Raw genomic sequence first — 14,373 nt, 5'->3', positions numbered from 1 at the left:
CCGGCCCGCCAAGACCTGGATGCGTACAGGTGGTCGCTAACGACCGCCGGAGCCCATGAAGCTCGCGGTCGCATCAAACCCCCATGGCGGCGGGGGAAGTCGATTGGTCAAGTGTTCAAGCCAGCTCGATGAGCCAGTGCTTCTTGCCGTTGCGGTCGAAGTGCTTCGCTACGGCCTGGCCGCTTTGCTCTTCGCGCACCATGATCATGTAGCTTTCGGAACCGATGGCCTTCATGGCCTTGCGGATTTCCTCGGCGGCGCGCCGCAAGGCCGCCTCCGGGTCATAGACGCCCTTTTCAAGGGCAAGGGACACGGCACCGGCGGCCAGATAAGCCCCTGCCGCATGCCCAAAGAATCCACGACGGGTCGTGCTCACGCCATTGGGCGTGGTATTGTCGATGTCAGCCATGACCGAAACCTCATTTCGGTTGGTGGTGAGGGCCGTTGCGAGAGGTTCCAGCTCTTGCTTCGGCCCGCCTTTTATGGCACACATAAAATCACGATGTCAATTAGTGTCCCACAAAAAAAGCGCGGCAGGCCTTCGACCGGCGTCACACCTCGCGTCGGGGTTCGCCTCACGCCGGATGTGACTGCTGCTGTCGATGCTTACGCCGGGCAAGAGGGCTACGATCGCTCCGAAGCCATTCGCTTCATCCTCCGCGACTGGCTGATCGGCCACGGCCTCCTGTCCCCCGAGCCCGAGCCCGACGAAGGCACCTGACTCGACTCTCCTCCCGTCCCTGCTACCTTTGCGGGAAATGGGGGAGGAAGACGTGGCGGAAAGACAAGATTTGCGGCCCTACGTTGTGGCCCTGATCGCGATGCAGGTTCGCACCATGAGCGAAATCGCCGCCATGGCCTCGACGCCTGAAAAGGCAAGATCCTTGATGTTCCATTTCGAAGCCAAAACCATCGAGGATATCGGCAAGGTTATGCTCAGCCTTGCTCCCGACGATCCGGCGGAGACAATGGAGCGGCTTCGGGCTGAGGCCGCCGAGATCGTTTCAAGCCTGTTTGCGAGCACTCAATTCCGATAGCCTCTCGCAGCTTGCTAGGCATTTCGATGATGACCGGCTCGGCGTACTTGGCTGTCATTTTCATTGACCGCTTCCTTCCCTCTTCCGGTTCATCTTTTCCAGGAACACGCCGTCCATTGCCTGGATGAGCGCGGAGAACCGGTCGAACTCGTCAACGCCGTCGATGCCGTAGCGCGTCGCGTATCGGTCACGCGACGTGAAATGGATGGGGCCGACAACTCCGAACCCAATCTGCCGGTCGCTTGAGATTTCCCAGAACGCTTTCCACACCGGCCACAGGTGATCTTCAAGCGCTGGCTTGCTCTGCATGAAAGGCAGTTCGTTGGGGTCGCCCGGATGCGCCGCCAGAATGCGCTGTGCGTGAGGCCCCCACTCGAGCTTCCAGTCGAGGGCCTCGATCAGTTTTTTGCGTCGGCCTCAAGCTCTTCCTCGCCTTGCGAGGCGACGATGCGGGCGGAGAGGCCGACGGCGTTGCGCAGCACGTGGCCGATGTCGGGATCGGTCAGAAGTTCGCGCGCCTTGTCCTTCGAGAAAGGAATGGGCTTGCCGTTCTCGTCTTCCAGCTTAGCCCAGTCGATCAGCAGGGCTTCCACCGCCAACTCGACGCTGATGCGCACTTCGTTCTCGGGAGAGAGCGGCTTGCGCTCATTCTTCGGCAGTTCGGCGATGAGCTTCCCCTGAAGACGCACCGCATCGTTGTTGAAGGCGCCGCGCACCTTGAGGGCGAGATCGTCGAGGCCGTCGATGGGCAGATTGCGCACCCAGGCGCCGGCCTCGGCTTTCGCGACACCGCTACGGATTTTCGAGAGCTTCATGGGGTCCTCAGTTCGGGAGATACCAGATGCGCGTCACCGAGGCCGTGTAGCCCTTGGTGGCGTCGCGGAAGGCCTGGAAGGTGGCGGGCAACATCACGTCGGCATTTTTCCCAGTCACCGTGACCGCGCCCGACGCCAGCTTGATGCTCGGGAAGTCGAACACCAGCTTTTCGCGGTTGCCGTCGGAACGGCCGACACGCAGGTCGAACGAGGTGAGCGTGTTGTTGACGATCTTGGTGAGCACCGAGGCGTCGGAGAAGTAGCTCTCCAGCGTGCCCGTGACGTTGAACTCGCCATTTCCCACGCCCACAGCGGCGACGGAGCCCACTGCGGTCTGCCGGCGCAGATTGTTGGCGTAGTTGATGTTGGCGCGCATCACGTAGTTGGCGCCGGTGATGGCCGAACCATCGAATCCGATGCGGCCGACATTGGAGGAGGAGTTCATCACGAACTTGGTCGGCGCCGCCACATCCGAGGCGCCGGAGGCGCGGGTCGTGGTCGTGGTGCCGTTCGCGCCGATATAGGTCTTGGCCACGGTCACGATCGCCTGCTGGGGCGCATCGATCGCCAGCGTGTCGAGCGTCTGGCCGGTCAGGTATTCATAGGTGACCGGCGAATGGTCGAGATACTGGCGCTCGAACGTGTTGGAGCGCTTGGTAGTGCCATTGATCAGGAAGTCGCCGAAATAGATCTGGATCGTCTTGCTGGTGCCGGCGTCCGCACCCCAGCCGGTCGGGACGATGTCGAAGGAGAGACGGTTCGCAGTGATGGCGGAGATGCGGACCCAGTCGTTGTTCGCCGCCGTGCTGGCGAAGAAGGTGTTGGTGGCCACGCCGCCGATCTTGATCCACTCGCCGACATTGAGGCCCAGCGTGGTGAAGTTCAGCGTCGTGGAGGTGAGCGCGTTTCCACCGGTGACCGTTGCCACGATGTCTCCCGAGGCGCCCTGATAACCCACCGCGCGAAGCACAGCAGCGCCGGGTGGGGCAGATTCGTCGGCGAGGCCGGGCGAAGACGGCGCGATCACCGACGTCGCGTTGGAACCGGCTTGAGCGATGAAGACGCTGTTGTTCGCAGCCTCACCGAAGCCCTCGGCGAGCACGATATGGTTGGTGAGAAACGCCGTTCCAGTGGTGACGGTATAAGTGTCGCTGGACGCCGCCACGGCGGTGATGACGCTGTCCGCCGTACCGTTATTGTCGCGGGTCGGCTTGGTCGTCCAGGTGCCCTGCAGCGCCTCTTCGAGGTCATCGTCCACCGACTTGAACGACAGTTCGCCGCCGATCGGGCCGCCGGAGGTGATGCCGGTCAGGATGAGATCGGTGACCTGCCTGTCGGAACGGATCTCGTTGGAGATGACCGTGTTCGGGTTGTTGGCGAGGCCGGAGGAGGTCTGGCGGACCTCCTTGAACACCGGACTGGTGGGGGTCACGCCGAAGGTCGACTCGCGCACCTTCGACAGCTTGACCCGGTTAGTCGACTGCAGTTCGGCCATCGGAAGGGCTCCTGTCAGGCGTGGAGGTCGAAGTAATATTCAACGGCGCTGGAGAGCATCCAGTAACCGCCATCGTCGTTTCGGTCGTCGAGAACGCCGCCGGAGGGCGCCCAGGTGGTGACGTGATCGAACTGCTTCCCGCGGAACAGCGCGCGCAGCTCGTCGAGCCAGACGGAATAGGCGTCGACCCCGGCCCCGATGGGGATGGAGAGCACGAGACGGATCACGCCAGCCTCGCGGAACACGTTGTTCCCCGGCGCGCCGACGGTCTTCTGTTCCTCGCTCGCCACGGGGTATTGCACCGAGAGGAAGGCGGACTTGTCGGCCGGCGCCGTCATGTCCTCATTCGGATAGACGACCGGGCATCGGGTCCAATTGGCATCCAGCCGCGCGCGGACGGCGGCCATGACAGCAGCGCAGGCCATGGCTACCTCAGCGTGATCACGATGGCCGGCTGACGGGTCAGCCACTCAAAGCGCTTGTCGCCCGGTTGGTTCCGGCTTTCTTGGTTCGCTCGCATGTTGGTCGTCTTGGCCCAGTCTCCGATCGCACCAGACGGAAGAGAACGGAACGAGAACCTCACCCGCGCGACGTTCGAGAACCGCCGGTTGGCTAGCGTAGCCACGGCCTCGTAGACACCGGCCGGCGCCTGCGGTGACAGGCCCCGCTCGATTTTTCGGGCATAGGGCTGAGAGTTGAGAAAGACATATTCCCCTGCGCCGGACGGCGCCGGCTCGCCCGGCAGCACTTGGACCCCGTCGGCGAAGAACAGGTGCGAATCTTGGTAGCGCCCGGCGAGGACCGGGGAATGCTGCATGAGCGTGAGACCGATCCACTCGAACAGGTCGTTGAGCAGATCGAACTCGAACACGATGGTGCCGTCGGGCTTCACCGTCTCCAGCGCGGCGCCGCGCCGCCCGTCGACGAATGTCTCGTGCGGCGGCACCTGGCCGGTGGTCTTCCGGTTGACCTCCTGCGCCTCAACGAGCGCCTCGCGAGCGTAGGCGGCGAACTGCCGGGAGCGATCAGCATCGTCGCCCACCAGCCGCAGAACGACGTCGCGGTCGATGGTGTCGATCTTCGCCGACACGCGCATCAGCCGCGCACCTGCAACTCTATTCGGACCAGCTGGCCGTCGATGTAGAAGGGCACGGGCGCCTGCACTATCCGCGCCCGGCCGGCGACGATGATCTGGTCGTTCTTCACCGGCACCCGGCCGTCCGTTCCGTCCGCCGGCGTTCCGCCCCAGGACGCGGCGATGATCTGGCTGGGCGAAAGGATCACCCGGCTGTCACCTTGGATGATGCCGCCGACGAGCTCCTCCGGCCGATAATCGTCCAACCGCACGCGCACCGTGACATCAGACGCCGTGCGGCTGGGCCCGGTGCCGGTATAACGGCGCAGCGTGGCGTTCTGGCCATGGGCCGCAAGGGCGCGGTCCAGGGCAGATAGGGCTTGCTCGGGGCTCATGGTCAGGCGATCGCGATGGGAACGCGGTAATTGTCGAGCAGGTCGGCGACGTCGGGCGTCATGGCCCCCTCGCCGCCCGTGGAAACCCAGTAGGACGCCGAGTGCACGCCCGGCACGTCTTCCTGCTTGAGCAGGGGATCGCGCTTGCGCAGGAACCAGCGGCTCTTCACCATGCGGATGACCGCGTCCTGTATGTCGAAGGGGATGGTGTCATAGCCGGCGCTGTATTCGACCTTGATCGGGCGCGGCAGCCACGCGGTCGGATAGGCCGACCCGTCTAACCGGGTGATCTGCCCCATTTCCTTATCGAGGCGGAAATTGCTCGCCGCCTCGGTGAGGGTCTGGTCCCCTTCGGTGACCAAGGTCAGTGCTTTGACCGGCCACCGGCTGAGCTGCAGAGGCGCCAACCCGCCCGGAAGCTGGAACGGATAGGAATCGCGCTCCGGCCAGAACTCATCGCGCACCGTTTCGGCCTGGAAGACCCGGTTGCAATATTGAGCCGCCGCTTCCGAGGCGCGATCAACCACATTCCCCAGCCAGGTGTCATCGGTCGTCCCGGTGATGCCGAGCTCCGTCTTGACGTCCGCGACCGACACCAGCTTGTAATCGCTGGCGGCTGTCATAACCGTGGTGATGAGCGTGGTGCGCATCAGCGGTCAATGGTCGCCAGGCTAGCCGTCGCCGCGGTGACGCGACGGACCTGGTAGGGAATGATGTCGCCTGGGTTCAGGCCGACAAAGGCCAGCGTCTCATTGTCGGCGTTGTCGACCGGGATCACGGTCGCATTGCCGGCCGCAAGCACCACCAGCCCCTTGCAGACGTTCGGGAGGTCGCTGCTTCCAGGAGTGATTACCGTTCCTTTGCGGCCCGGCGCCAGCACATCACCGCTCGCATTCTTCCACGGATCGGCCATGTCAGTTCCCCTTGGTCAGATAGGTGCCCTTCGGCGGACGCCCGCGCCGCGGCTCCAAGCCGGGCGGAAAGGGGCGCGGGTTCTCGGCTTCGCCGGCGGCGACCAGACGGTCGGCAAGCTCATCCTCAAGGTGGATGGCATCGCCAGCGCGCCACGGGCGCATGTCACAGGTGAGGTCGACGGTCTTCATGGTCACTTCTCCACCAGCATTTCGGAGACAGATCCCCGATAGGTGTAGGACCCGACATGTCCCAGGGTAATTTGCGGGTCCACCCACACGGCGCCCCCGAGGTCCCGCCAGCGATTGCAGAACAGATAGTCCTCACTGGCCTCAGCAGTCTGGGCGAAGAACTCGTGGTAGTTCGCCCGAATTTCCTCCGGCCAATCCCGCGCACCGGGGCGCTTCCATTCGGGATGCGCGGCAATCATGGCTTCGAAGACCGAACGGTGAATGCGCAGCATCGCCGCGCCGACTCCCCGAACCTCGATCGCCCCCATCTCGTCCTGGTTCAGGCCGCCGGCGGCATCCGTCAGCGGGCGCCAGCACCAGACCTCGGGATCGCTGTTGGGCTTCTCGACGCGCATCCGGCCCACGCCGCCGATCACCTGCTTGTCAGAGGCCAGCAGGCGCAGGACGTCGTTCGGGCTCCACTCCATGTCGTCGTCGATGAAGATCAGGTCGGTGAACCGCGAAGCGAGGAAGTGCGCCACCAGCTCATTCCGCGCCTTGCAGATCACCGAACCGCCGACGACGAACTGAAACGAGCAGGGGATGCCGTGCTCGAGAAGCGTCATCATCGTCGAGGCCAAGCCTTGGGTGTACTGCCACACCGGATTGCGCGCCACGGGGGTGCACACCATCACCGAACGCGACTTCATCCGTTCGAGACGGGCCTGCTCGGTCATTCATGCGCTCCGGATGCCACAAGATGGATGTTCGGCGGCACGCGCTGCCGCTGCTCGGGGGCCCGGATCGGTTTGACCGCCGTCAGGCAGGCGACCATTTCCGAAACGACGTTCCGCTCGACCTTCAGCGCCGACATCACCTGCTCCGCCGAACACCCGGTAAAACGGGGATCGATCACGAGATAGATGTCGGTCGTGCGCCAGTCGCCGCGATAGCCGTAATCGGCCCGCCAGTAATAGGGCTGCGAGAAGTAATTGAAGCTCTTGAGGAAATAGCACCGTACGTGCGTCGGGTCCTCATGGGCGTCGTCGCTGGAGCCGTAGGGCACCCGGATGGTCATCTGCGCGCCCGGTCGGGCGATGCGATGCAGCTCTTGCATCAAGGGCAGCGTGTCACGGATGTGCTCGATCACATGCGACAGCAGGAACTCGTCGACCGTGTCGTCGGCCAATGGAATCGTGCACCCACCTTCCAGATTGGCGACGATGTCGACACCAGGCAGGCCCATGCAGTCGAGATTGACCCAGCCGTCTTTGATGTTCCGGCCGCAGCCGACGTTCAATTTCATGCCGCTCCCCAGAGGAACGAGGGCGAGCCTGCGCCCGCCCTCGTAATGTCACTGCGGAAGGCGGTCGAAGCCGGCGAAGAAGCCGATCGAGCGCGCCACGGCGGTGTCGGTTCCGGTGGCCGAAAGATCCAGCGCGAAGTTGACGCGCACATAGCGGCGCGCGCTGCGCAGATCGACCGGCACTTCCAGCTCGCCACCGAGAACGGAGGCGGCCGTCGCGCCGGTGGCGACCACGGCATAGGTGCCGGTCTGATAATCGGCCCAGGCACTGCCGTCGGCGCTGTCCTGCACGGCGTAGCCGACGGAAAGCGTCTTGCTGGTGGCCAGGGTCGCGTCCCAGGCGATGCCAGCAGCCAGCGTGCCGGGGATGCCGCCCGAGGCGAAGCCGAAGCGATCCACGGTGCGGCCGGTGGTGGTGGAGCTGTCGCCGGTGCCGGCGGCAGTGGCGGCGGCGGGGCCCGACAGGCTCTTGAGAGAGCCCAGCGAGGCCACGTTCGCCTGGAGAACGATATCGCTCATGGCGGATGTCCTTCGAAGGGGATGTCAGGGCGAAGGGCCGGCGGTGCCGGCCCCGATGATCACGAAATGGCCGGCGCCCAGCGCACGAACTGCGAGATCGCGATGGCGGCGTCGTGCCGCATCTGGAAATCGTGCTCGGTGATGGCGCGGATCAGGGTCTGGTCATTCTGGAACGCCGAGATGGTCGCGCCGCTGGCGTCGACGTACGAGCCCTCGCGGGACACCGCCAGCTCCAGCTGCATAGAGTCGAGGATCATGGCCTCGTCCATTTCGGCCAGAATGACGAACGAGCAGTCCGTCTGCGAGCTGTCACCGTTCCGGATGTTGGTCGGGATCTGCGTGGTCGTGCGCAGCGGATAGCCGAGCAGCTTCCCGGTGTTGATCTCGTCCCGGTAGACATAGACGCCCAGCGAGTTCTGCACGTTGTACAGGTAGTTCTTGGAGCGCGGGTGCATGAACCACACGCGGCGACGCTCGGGCACGTTGGCGGTGTCCAGCTTGTTGATCAGGCCGCCAAGTTCCTGCGCCGCCGTCGCCAGCGTGTAGAACGAGGTCGACGTGATAAAGTTGCCGCCTGCGGCCGCCGTCGAGTTGCCGGTGGTGCTCCACACGCCACCCGTGCCGCCACCCGCCACCGCGTAGGCGTTGGCGAACGAAGCGAGGCCGCGCGGGGTGTCCGCCGTGCCGTCGCCGAGCAGGAAGGCCAGATCCTCGCGAAGCGCGATGACCTTCACCAGATCGTCGCGGACGAAGGCGTCAACGGCCGGATCGGCATAGCGCATCATGTCGTTCGACACCGGCACAAGAGCGGTCAGCTTCTTATAGGTGGCGACGATCGAGTTGAGGCTCTGCTGGCTGGCGGTGATACGGCCGCTTTCGGAGCCGTAGTTGGCCGTGGCCGCGGACGCCTGGCCGGGGATGGTCAGGGTGCCGCGCGGCATGGGAATGTTGCGCGGCTGCGCGGCACGCACCTGCGCCTGCGGGCGCAGAAGCTCGATGATCTCGTTCATGTAATCCGGCGGCACGATGAAGCCGCCGGCGGGGCCCGACGAGACGATGAGCGCCTTGGTGACCGGATGGCTCTCGCCATAGATCTCCTTGGCCGCTTCGCGGGCGCCATAGATGGTGCCGCCGCCGACGCCGAGCATCTTGGTGATGCCGCCGACGACGAGGGATTTCTCCTTGACGTAGCGATCCGACTCCGGGGCCGCGGGCACCGTCGCCGGGCGATCCTGGCCGATGGTCGGCTGGGCGGTCGCGGCCATGCGATCCTGCACCGACTTCTGCCGGGCAATCTGCTCGCTGACGGTATCCGCCTCCTTGGCGAGGGTGTCGAATTCGGTCTTGTCGGCGTCGGTGAAAGTGGCGTCGTCCTTATCGGCGAGCGCCTTCATCTTCACCATGATGTCCGCGTGCCTGACGCGGAGATGGGCGATCTTTTCCATGTGATGTTCCTCGAAAGGGGTGCGCGTCGCCGTGGCGGGGCAAGCCCGCGAGACGACGGAGATGGTGGGAGCGGCCTGTCGCCGGTGGGTCAGGCGGCCTGTCGCCGCATCACTTCAAGGCGCCGCTGACGCTGGTTCAGCAGCACCGCCGCACCCCTGTCGGGTTTGGCAGTCTTCTCGACGTCTTCGGGCTCTTCGCCTTCCTCGTCGTCTTCCTCTTCCACGCCGATCAGTGCGACCAGCGCGTCATGCCCGTCCATGATGGACTTGCAGGCGGAGCGCATGGACGAACGGGTCGAGGCGGAGAATTTGCGGCCGGCCTTCACGCGCGCGGCGGCGAAAGCCTTTTTGATCGGACTGGCGGTCGCCGGCACGATACCGGCCTTGACCGCTATTTCGCCTTCCGGCGTGATCTGTGCGAGCAGCTCGGCGACTTCCTCGGCGGTCATCGCGAGCAGTGCGGCGGCGACGGCCTGCATGGCGTCCGCCAGCATTTTCGGGACGCCGCTGCCGTCTTCCTCCATCTGCGCTTCCCACACAGAGCAGTCGTGGACCCACCCGAGCTCACTGAGCAGAGAGGCAAGGCGCCCGATGTCATAGAGGCCCTTCACCTTGATGGCCGGGGCGGTCTTCGCCACCGGCTTGTCCGTCTTGGCCATCTTGCCCTCGTAATGGTTGATCACCGCCCGAGCCTTCTCGGCCACGTCCTCGGGAATGCTGCTCTGCTGGAGGAATTCGCCTGCGGCCTTGAGGCCTTCGGCATCGGCGACGAGGCGGCCGTCGACCATCTTGGCGAAGGGCAGCTGATACGATTTGCGATCAGCCGGCCGCGAGGCGTCATAGAGGAGGAACCCCTTGCGGGCGAAGGTCGGGTCGGGCGTATCGCTGCCGAAACCAGCCTTGTCGAAGATGCTCTCGCTTGCCTGCCCCTCATCCCATCCCGCCTCATCCGAGGCGCTCAGATTGAGCGACGCGCCGACCTTCCACACCGCGCCCGCGCCGCGCTCGATCACCAGGGATCCGCGATTTGCCTGCACCGGGGTGAAGGAGAATTCCAGCAGCTCCGCCTTGAGATATTTCTGCGGGCCCTTCTTGGGGTTGGAGCGGTCGAGAGGCTCCATCTCGATCGGCGCGAAACCGATGGAAATGCCGGAGACGGACCCGAATTTGATCTTGGCGTAATAGCGATCAGCCTCTTCGTCCTCACCCTCGGGCGGGAACTGCACCAGCGCCTCGATGCGCCCATTGCGGACGACGATGTCGACGCACTTGGCGATGGGCTTGTCGGTGTCATGGTTCCACAGAACCGTGCCCGCCCCGCTCGCCATGTAGTGCGAAAAGTCGATACCGGCTTGCACGACGATCTCGCCGGCGCGGTCAACCTCCTCGGTCGAGCAGATGACCCGCACCTGGCGCTTGTCGGCCAGGGCTTCGGTCGCGGCCTTATAGACCTTGGTCAGACGAGGAGCGCTCATTTTTCCTCCGGGGTCTCATTGGCAGCGCCGGGGTCGGGGAGGTCCCCGGCTTCCGGCCGGCCGGCGCCGTCGGGCGCGGTGCCGGTCATGTCCGATCCGCTGGCGGCAAGGTTCACCGGCCGCAGAAGCTCATCGCCGCCCTCCACCGGGGGCAAACCATCCTCGGCGCGGCATTCGTTCTGCGTGCGCAGCCCGGACATCACGGCCAGGCGCTGGGTATTGATGCGGGTGGATTCGTCGGCGCGGAGCAGCTTGCGCTCGTCGAATTCGACCGACATGCCCTCGTCGTCTAGGTCGAACACCTGTTCGAACTTCTGTTCCCAGAGCTCAAGGTCGGCCATGATGACATCGTTCACATAGACCTGTTGCGCCTTCTGCGGATCAAGCTGCGCGCCGCTCATGGGAACGTTGAGCTTGTGCAGCGGTACGCCATAGAAGCGCGCGATGTCCGCCACCTGATGGTTGCGCTGTTCGATGAATGCTAGATCTTCGGCATCAAGCTGAAGCGCCGTCCATTCCAATCCGTCTTCTAGGATAGCGGTGCGGCCGGTATTCTGCAGGCCGCTGGTGAACTGGTTCCATTGGTCACGGAGCCGAACGGCGGCGTCCTTGGTGAGGGTCTTGGTGGTCTTCAGCACGCCCGACGGCTTGGCCCCATTTGCCATCCACCGCGCCGCCTGCTGCTCCAGCCCCATCGCAACGCCGATGGAATCTCGGGCCAGCCCGATCGTCGAGGCGCCGACAAGCATGTTGAAGGTCAGGCCCCGCAGGTGGAACATATCTTCGGCCGGGATAGCGACGCCGAAGTCGCGCAGTGCCGCGATCTGGAACAAGCCAATGCGGTTGGTGTTGTAGAAGATCGACCCGTCGGCGGCTTCCAGAACCATAACCGCATCGGGGTTGATCGGGATCAGCGCCTTCGGTAATCCATCCCGCCCACGGATGATCGCTGCATATGCATTGGCGCGCAGCAGCAGCGCCGTTTCCATCTGCTGCGCGAATTCGAACCAGGTCTGCACCCAGTTTGGCCGGAGGAACAGCTTGGCGACAGGATGGTTATCAATGACGGTCGGCTTGCCATCGACGACCTTCATCAGGGACGGCTTGCACCGCGCCACGTCGGAGGCGCGCCGGCTGACGCAGGCATAGACCGCCGACACGGACATGGCCGTGCCCTGCGAAATCGAAAGGCCCGTCGCGCTCGGCGTAGAGCCAAGCGTCGGTAGAAACCCCTGGGCGGGGACGCCCGCAGACGCTCGCGTAACGGGCGCCGAGAACGCCGCCTCACGGGACAGACCGGAAAGGAACCCCATCAGAGGACACCGAACACGGCGACGGCGCACAGAATGGCGCCCGGCACGACAAACGCCGCCGGCGGGAACACGAGAAAGAGCCCGTATCCGACCAGACCGAGGCCGATGACGAGCATCAGTTCACGCGCGCCGATTTTCTCCGCCACTCCAGAGAGCGCGGCGAACAGGCCGGACCAGATGCGTTTCATGTTGCCTCAGACGAAAAAGAAGCCGCGTTCTTCGTAGACGGATGTCGATGAACCGCCCCCGTAGGAAGCAGCGGCACCGATTGCCATGGCCAATGCCACCGCGGCGTCGATCTTGTTGACCGCAAGGTCTTTAGACAGCCAGCGATTGCCCCAACGATCATTGTCTGTGACCGCCGACATCATTGCCGAGATGAGCACCGGATTCCGTCGGACACGGATCCGACCCTCAAGCAGGGCATCCTCGATTTCGCGCACCGAAGCCGGCATCCAAAGCCCCTCGGCTTCTTGCCCGGCCTCCTTTGCTGCCTCGATCATGCCTTCGGTAGGCTTGCCCTTTTTGGTGCCGCCCTGCGGATGCTCGACGAAATCCAACGTCAGGCCGAGCGTTTCGCACTCCGGCTCAAAGCCGCGCTTGAACGCGTACCGGTCATAGGCGACGCACACGATCTCGTAGTCATGGGCATATTCGGCGAGCGCCTGCGCCACATGATCGTAGCGGATGCTTTGACCACGCGGCGCGTTGAGGAACCCTGCCTCAACCCACTGCCGATAAGGCAGCTTGTCCTCTAAGGCGCGCGCGTCGAGCGTGTCACCCGGCGTCCACGCCTCAATCCACGCATCATAGGTCGGCTTGCGCACCTTCTGGATTTCGCCGGAGCGCTCGGCTTCGACCTCTATCTCTCCGGTTTGAACCACGGCACCAAGCGCCGTGATATCGCGGTTCTGAGACAGGTCGAGCCCGATCCAGATACGTTTGCCGTGGTGCTCAGCCGGGTCGAAATCGGCGATCGCCGGCTCCAGAGCCTCGCGCGTCATCCACGCGGTTTCGGCATCGGTCCACTGGCAGAAGTGAAGCCGGAGAATGCCGTTCATTTTTGACGGCATCGCCTTGGCCTGGGCCACGACGCCCGCCAGATACTCCTCGGTGATCGTCACCCCCATCAAGGGGTTGGCTTTGATCCAACAGGCCGGATCGCTCAAAGGGTCGTCGTCAGGATCTAGCGCACACACATAGGAGAATGTGGCATCCGTATTGGCGTCCAGCACGTCGCCTAGGTAATGGGCATCGCCATCCTTGGCGTCGATGTTCCCCGCTGCGGCGCGCACCGCGTGCTCGTGTTCGGCCCAGCACACCGAGTTCCGATCGGAGCCACTGTTCGTGATCATCAGCAGCAGCGGCTGCCGGCGGAACTTGAACCCGCGCTCGAGGATTTCGATGATGCCGCCGTCGGCATGCTCGTGGAGTTCGTCGACGAGGGCGAAATGCGGGCGCGGGCCCGAACCGGTCTTTTTGGTCTCCCTGGAGACGGGGCGAAAGAACGACCCCTTGGCCAGATAGGCGATGTTGAACTCGCGCCCCGGGCCGCCGCTGCGCTTAAGCCGCTTGTCGAGATCGGGCGACTTGTCGACCATCTTGACCGCGTCGCGGAACAGGATGCCGGCCTGCTCCTTCGTCGCGCCGGCCGAGTAGATCTCCGCGCCAGGCTCGCCGTCCGCCATCAGGCCATAAAGCCCGATCCCGCCCGCCAGCGGCGATTTGCCGTTGCCCTTCCCCTGCTCAATGTAGGCGCGACGGAACCGCCGCGTGCCGTCCTTCCGTTTCCAGCCGAAGATGGAACCGATGATGAAGGCCTGCGCAGGCGTCGCGCGGAAGGGGCGCCCCTCGAACTGCCCTTCGCTCAGGAACAGCTTGGTCTCGAAGAACCGCAGCGCCCGGTTGGCCGCGTCGACATCGAAATGAACGTCCGAACGCTTCAGGTCGTCGAGATGCCTCTGGCAGGCGTTCCGGACATGCGGGCCGGCGACGATGAGACCGCCAAGGACAGCCTTCGCATAAGCCGTCACACGGTCGTCACTCGTCGAAGAATTCATCCGTCTGCTTGTCCGGCTCGTCCGCTCGGTTGCGTTCGTCGGTCAGCCCGAGCTCGCTCATGTAGGCGCGGAGCTGCCCATGTTTGGACGCTGGGAAAGCGGAAGGGCTGCGCCTGAATTCCGACCAGAGTTCACAGAAGGCGATGGCGGCCGGCTCGCGGGACCCGTCAAGCCAACCCGCCGGCTCAATGTATTTTTTCCACGCGGCGATGGCATCGCGCGTCAGGCCTCGCGGCCTTTCCAGCTTGCCAAATGAGGCGACGGTCTCTTCCACCATTTGCCTCGCAGCTCCGGCATCGCCGTGCCGCGTGGTGCGGTGCGTCCCGTCAACCAGGCGAAGATGCGCCGGCTTCGGC

General features: G+C 64.3%; 21 protein-coding genes. 2 read left to right on the top strand and 19 right to left on the bottom strand.

The window, feature by feature from the left end:
• Window positions 1-115: 115 nt before the first annotated feature.
• On the bottom strand, window positions 116-409 hold the full coding sequence (locus J2S75_RS21880; protein ID WP_307023297.1) for a dynein light chain family protein: 294 nt from the start codon (window positions 407-409) through the stop codon (window positions 116-118).
• Window positions 410-502: 93 nt separating this feature from the next.
• Between J2S75_RS21880 and J2S75_RS21875 the strand changes: the two genes are divergently transcribed.
• Window positions 503-721 carry a CopG family ribbon-helix-helix protein gene (locus J2S75_RS21875; protein ID WP_307023295.1) on the top strand — a complete coding sequence of 73 codons (219 nt, stop codon included), beginning with the start codon at window positions 503-505 and terminating at the stop codon, window positions 719-721.
• Between the two features lie 52 nt (window positions 722-773).
• Window positions 774-1,037, top strand: coding sequence for a hypothetical protein (locus J2S75_RS21870; protein ID WP_307023293.1), 264 nt, complete (start codon window positions 774-776; stop codon window positions 1,035-1,037).
• Window positions 1,038-1,097: 60 nt separating this feature from the next.
• On the opposite strand, the gene J2S75_RS21865 is transcribed toward J2S75_RS21870, so the two are convergent.
• The 18 genes from J2S75_RS21865 to J2S75_RS21780 form a co-directional block, all read right to left on the bottom strand.
• Window positions 1,098-1,346, bottom strand: coding sequence for a phage tail assembly chaperone (locus J2S75_RS21865; RefSeq protein ID WP_307023290.1), 249 nt, complete (start codon window positions 1,344-1,346; stop codon window positions 1,098-1,100).
• Between the two features lie 89 nt (window positions 1,347-1,435).
• A complete protein-coding gene (locus J2S75_RS21860; RefSeq protein WP_307023288.1) occupies window positions 1,436-1,852 on the bottom strand; it encodes a phage-derived protein YdaY family protein in 417 nt (138 codons plus the stop codon).
• 7 nt (window positions 1,853-1,859) lie between these two features.
• Window positions 1,860-3,347: a phage tail tube protein gene (locus J2S75_RS21855; protein WP_307023286.1), complete on the bottom strand. Its 1,488-nt coding sequence runs from the start codon at window positions 3,345-3,347 to the stop codon at window positions 1,860-1,862.
• Between the two features lie 14 nt (window positions 3,348-3,361).
• Window positions 3,362-3,772: a phage tail terminator-like protein gene (locus tag J2S75_RS21850; protein WP_307023284.1), complete on the bottom strand. Its 411-nt coding sequence runs from the start codon at window positions 3,770-3,772 to the stop codon at window positions 3,362-3,364.
• A 2-nt stretch (window positions 3,773-3,774) separates the two neighbouring features.
• Window positions 3,775-4,443 carry a hypothetical protein gene (locus tag J2S75_RS21845; protein ID WP_307023282.1) on the bottom strand — a complete coding sequence of 223 codons (669 nt, stop codon included), beginning with the start codon at window positions 4,441-4,443 and terminating at the stop codon, window positions 3,775-3,777.
• Window positions 4,443-4,817 carry a hypothetical protein gene (locus tag J2S75_RS21840; RefSeq protein WP_307023280.1) on the bottom strand — a complete coding sequence of 125 codons (375 nt, stop codon included), beginning with the start codon at window positions 4,815-4,817 and terminating at the stop codon, window positions 4,443-4,445. Before J2S75_RS21840 ends, J2S75_RS21845 begins: the two co-directional genes overlap by 1 nt.
• 2 nt (window positions 4,818-4,819) lie before the next feature.
• On the bottom strand, window positions 4,820-5,467 hold the full coding sequence (locus tag J2S75_RS21835; protein WP_307023279.1) for a head-tail connector protein: 648 nt from the start codon (window positions 5,465-5,467) through the stop codon (window positions 4,820-4,822).
• Complete coding sequence (locus J2S75_RS21830) at window positions 5,467-5,730, bottom strand: spike base protein, RCAP_Rcc01079 family (protein WP_307023278.1); 264 nt, start codon at window positions 5,728-5,730, stop codon at window positions 5,467-5,469. The genes J2S75_RS21835 and J2S75_RS21830 overlap by 1 nt, the downstream gene beginning before the upstream one ends.
• A 1-nt stretch (window position 5,731) precedes the next feature.
• The gene (locus J2S75_RS21825) at window positions 5,732-5,920 is read right to left on the bottom strand and encodes a hypothetical protein (protein ID WP_307023276.1); all 189 of its coding nucleotides are present in this window, start codon (window positions 5,918-5,920) and stop codon (window positions 5,732-5,734) included.
• Between the two features lie 2 nt (window positions 5,921-5,922).
• Window positions 5,923-6,636: a glycosyltransferase family protein gene (locus J2S75_RS21820; RefSeq protein ID WP_307023274.1), complete on the bottom strand. Its 714-nt coding sequence runs from the start codon at window positions 6,634-6,636 to the stop codon at window positions 5,923-5,925.
• Window positions 6,633-7,205 carry a class I SAM-dependent methyltransferase gene (locus J2S75_RS21815; protein WP_307023272.1) on the bottom strand — a complete coding sequence of 191 codons (573 nt, stop codon included), beginning with the start codon at window positions 7,203-7,205 and terminating at the stop codon, window positions 6,633-6,635. The genes J2S75_RS21820 and J2S75_RS21815 overlap by 4 nt, the downstream gene beginning before the upstream one ends.
• A 48-nt stretch (window positions 7,206-7,253) precedes the next feature.
• Window positions 7,254-7,724: a hypothetical protein gene (locus J2S75_RS21810; protein WP_307023270.1), complete on the bottom strand. Its 471-nt coding sequence runs from the start codon at window positions 7,722-7,724 to the stop codon at window positions 7,254-7,256.
• Window positions 7,725-7,783: 59 nt separating this feature from the next.
• Window positions 7,784-9,169: a phage major capsid protein gene (locus J2S75_RS21805; protein WP_307023268.1), complete on the bottom strand. Its 1,386-nt coding sequence runs from the start codon at window positions 9,167-9,169 to the stop codon at window positions 7,784-7,786.
• 89 nt (window positions 9,170-9,258) lie between these two features.
• Entirely contained in the window at window positions 9,259-10,644 is a 1,386-nt protein-coding gene (locus tag J2S75_RS21800) for an HK97 family phage prohead protease (RefSeq protein ID WP_307023266.1), read from the bottom strand.
• Window positions 10,641-11,810 (bottom strand): phage portal protein, encoded by a 1,170-nt coding sequence (locus J2S75_RS21795; protein WP_307023264.1) that lies wholly within the window; start codon window positions 11,808-11,810, stop codon window positions 10,641-10,643. Before J2S75_RS21795 ends, J2S75_RS21800 begins: the two co-directional genes overlap by 4 nt.
• A 146-nt stretch (window positions 11,811-11,956) precedes the next feature.
• A complete protein-coding gene (locus J2S75_RS21790) occupies window positions 11,957-12,145 on the bottom strand; it encodes a hypothetical protein (protein ID WP_307023262.1) in 189 nt (62 codons plus the stop codon).
• A gap of 6 nt (window positions 12,146-12,151) precedes the next feature.
• Window positions 12,152-14,017 (bottom strand): terminase large subunit, encoded by a 1,866-nt coding sequence (locus J2S75_RS21785; protein WP_307023260.1) that lies wholly within the window; start codon window positions 14,015-14,017, stop codon window positions 12,152-12,154.
• Window positions 13,998-14,294 carry a hypothetical protein gene (locus J2S75_RS21780; protein ID WP_307023258.1) on the bottom strand — a complete coding sequence of 99 codons (297 nt, stop codon included), beginning with the start codon at window positions 14,292-14,294 and terminating at the stop codon, window positions 13,998-14,000. The genes J2S75_RS21785 and J2S75_RS21780 overlap by 20 nt, the downstream gene beginning before the upstream one ends.
• Window positions 14,295-14,373: the final 79 nt, after the last annotated feature.

This window comes from Ancylobacter polymorphus (assembly GCF_030813495.1).
Taxonomy (GTDB): Bacteria; Pseudomonadota; Alphaproteobacteria; order Rhizobiales; family Xanthobacteraceae; genus Ancylobacter; species Ancylobacter polymorphus.
Note: the sequence above shows the minus strand (reverse complement) of the source record. Positions and strands in the feature narration are given on the sequence as shown.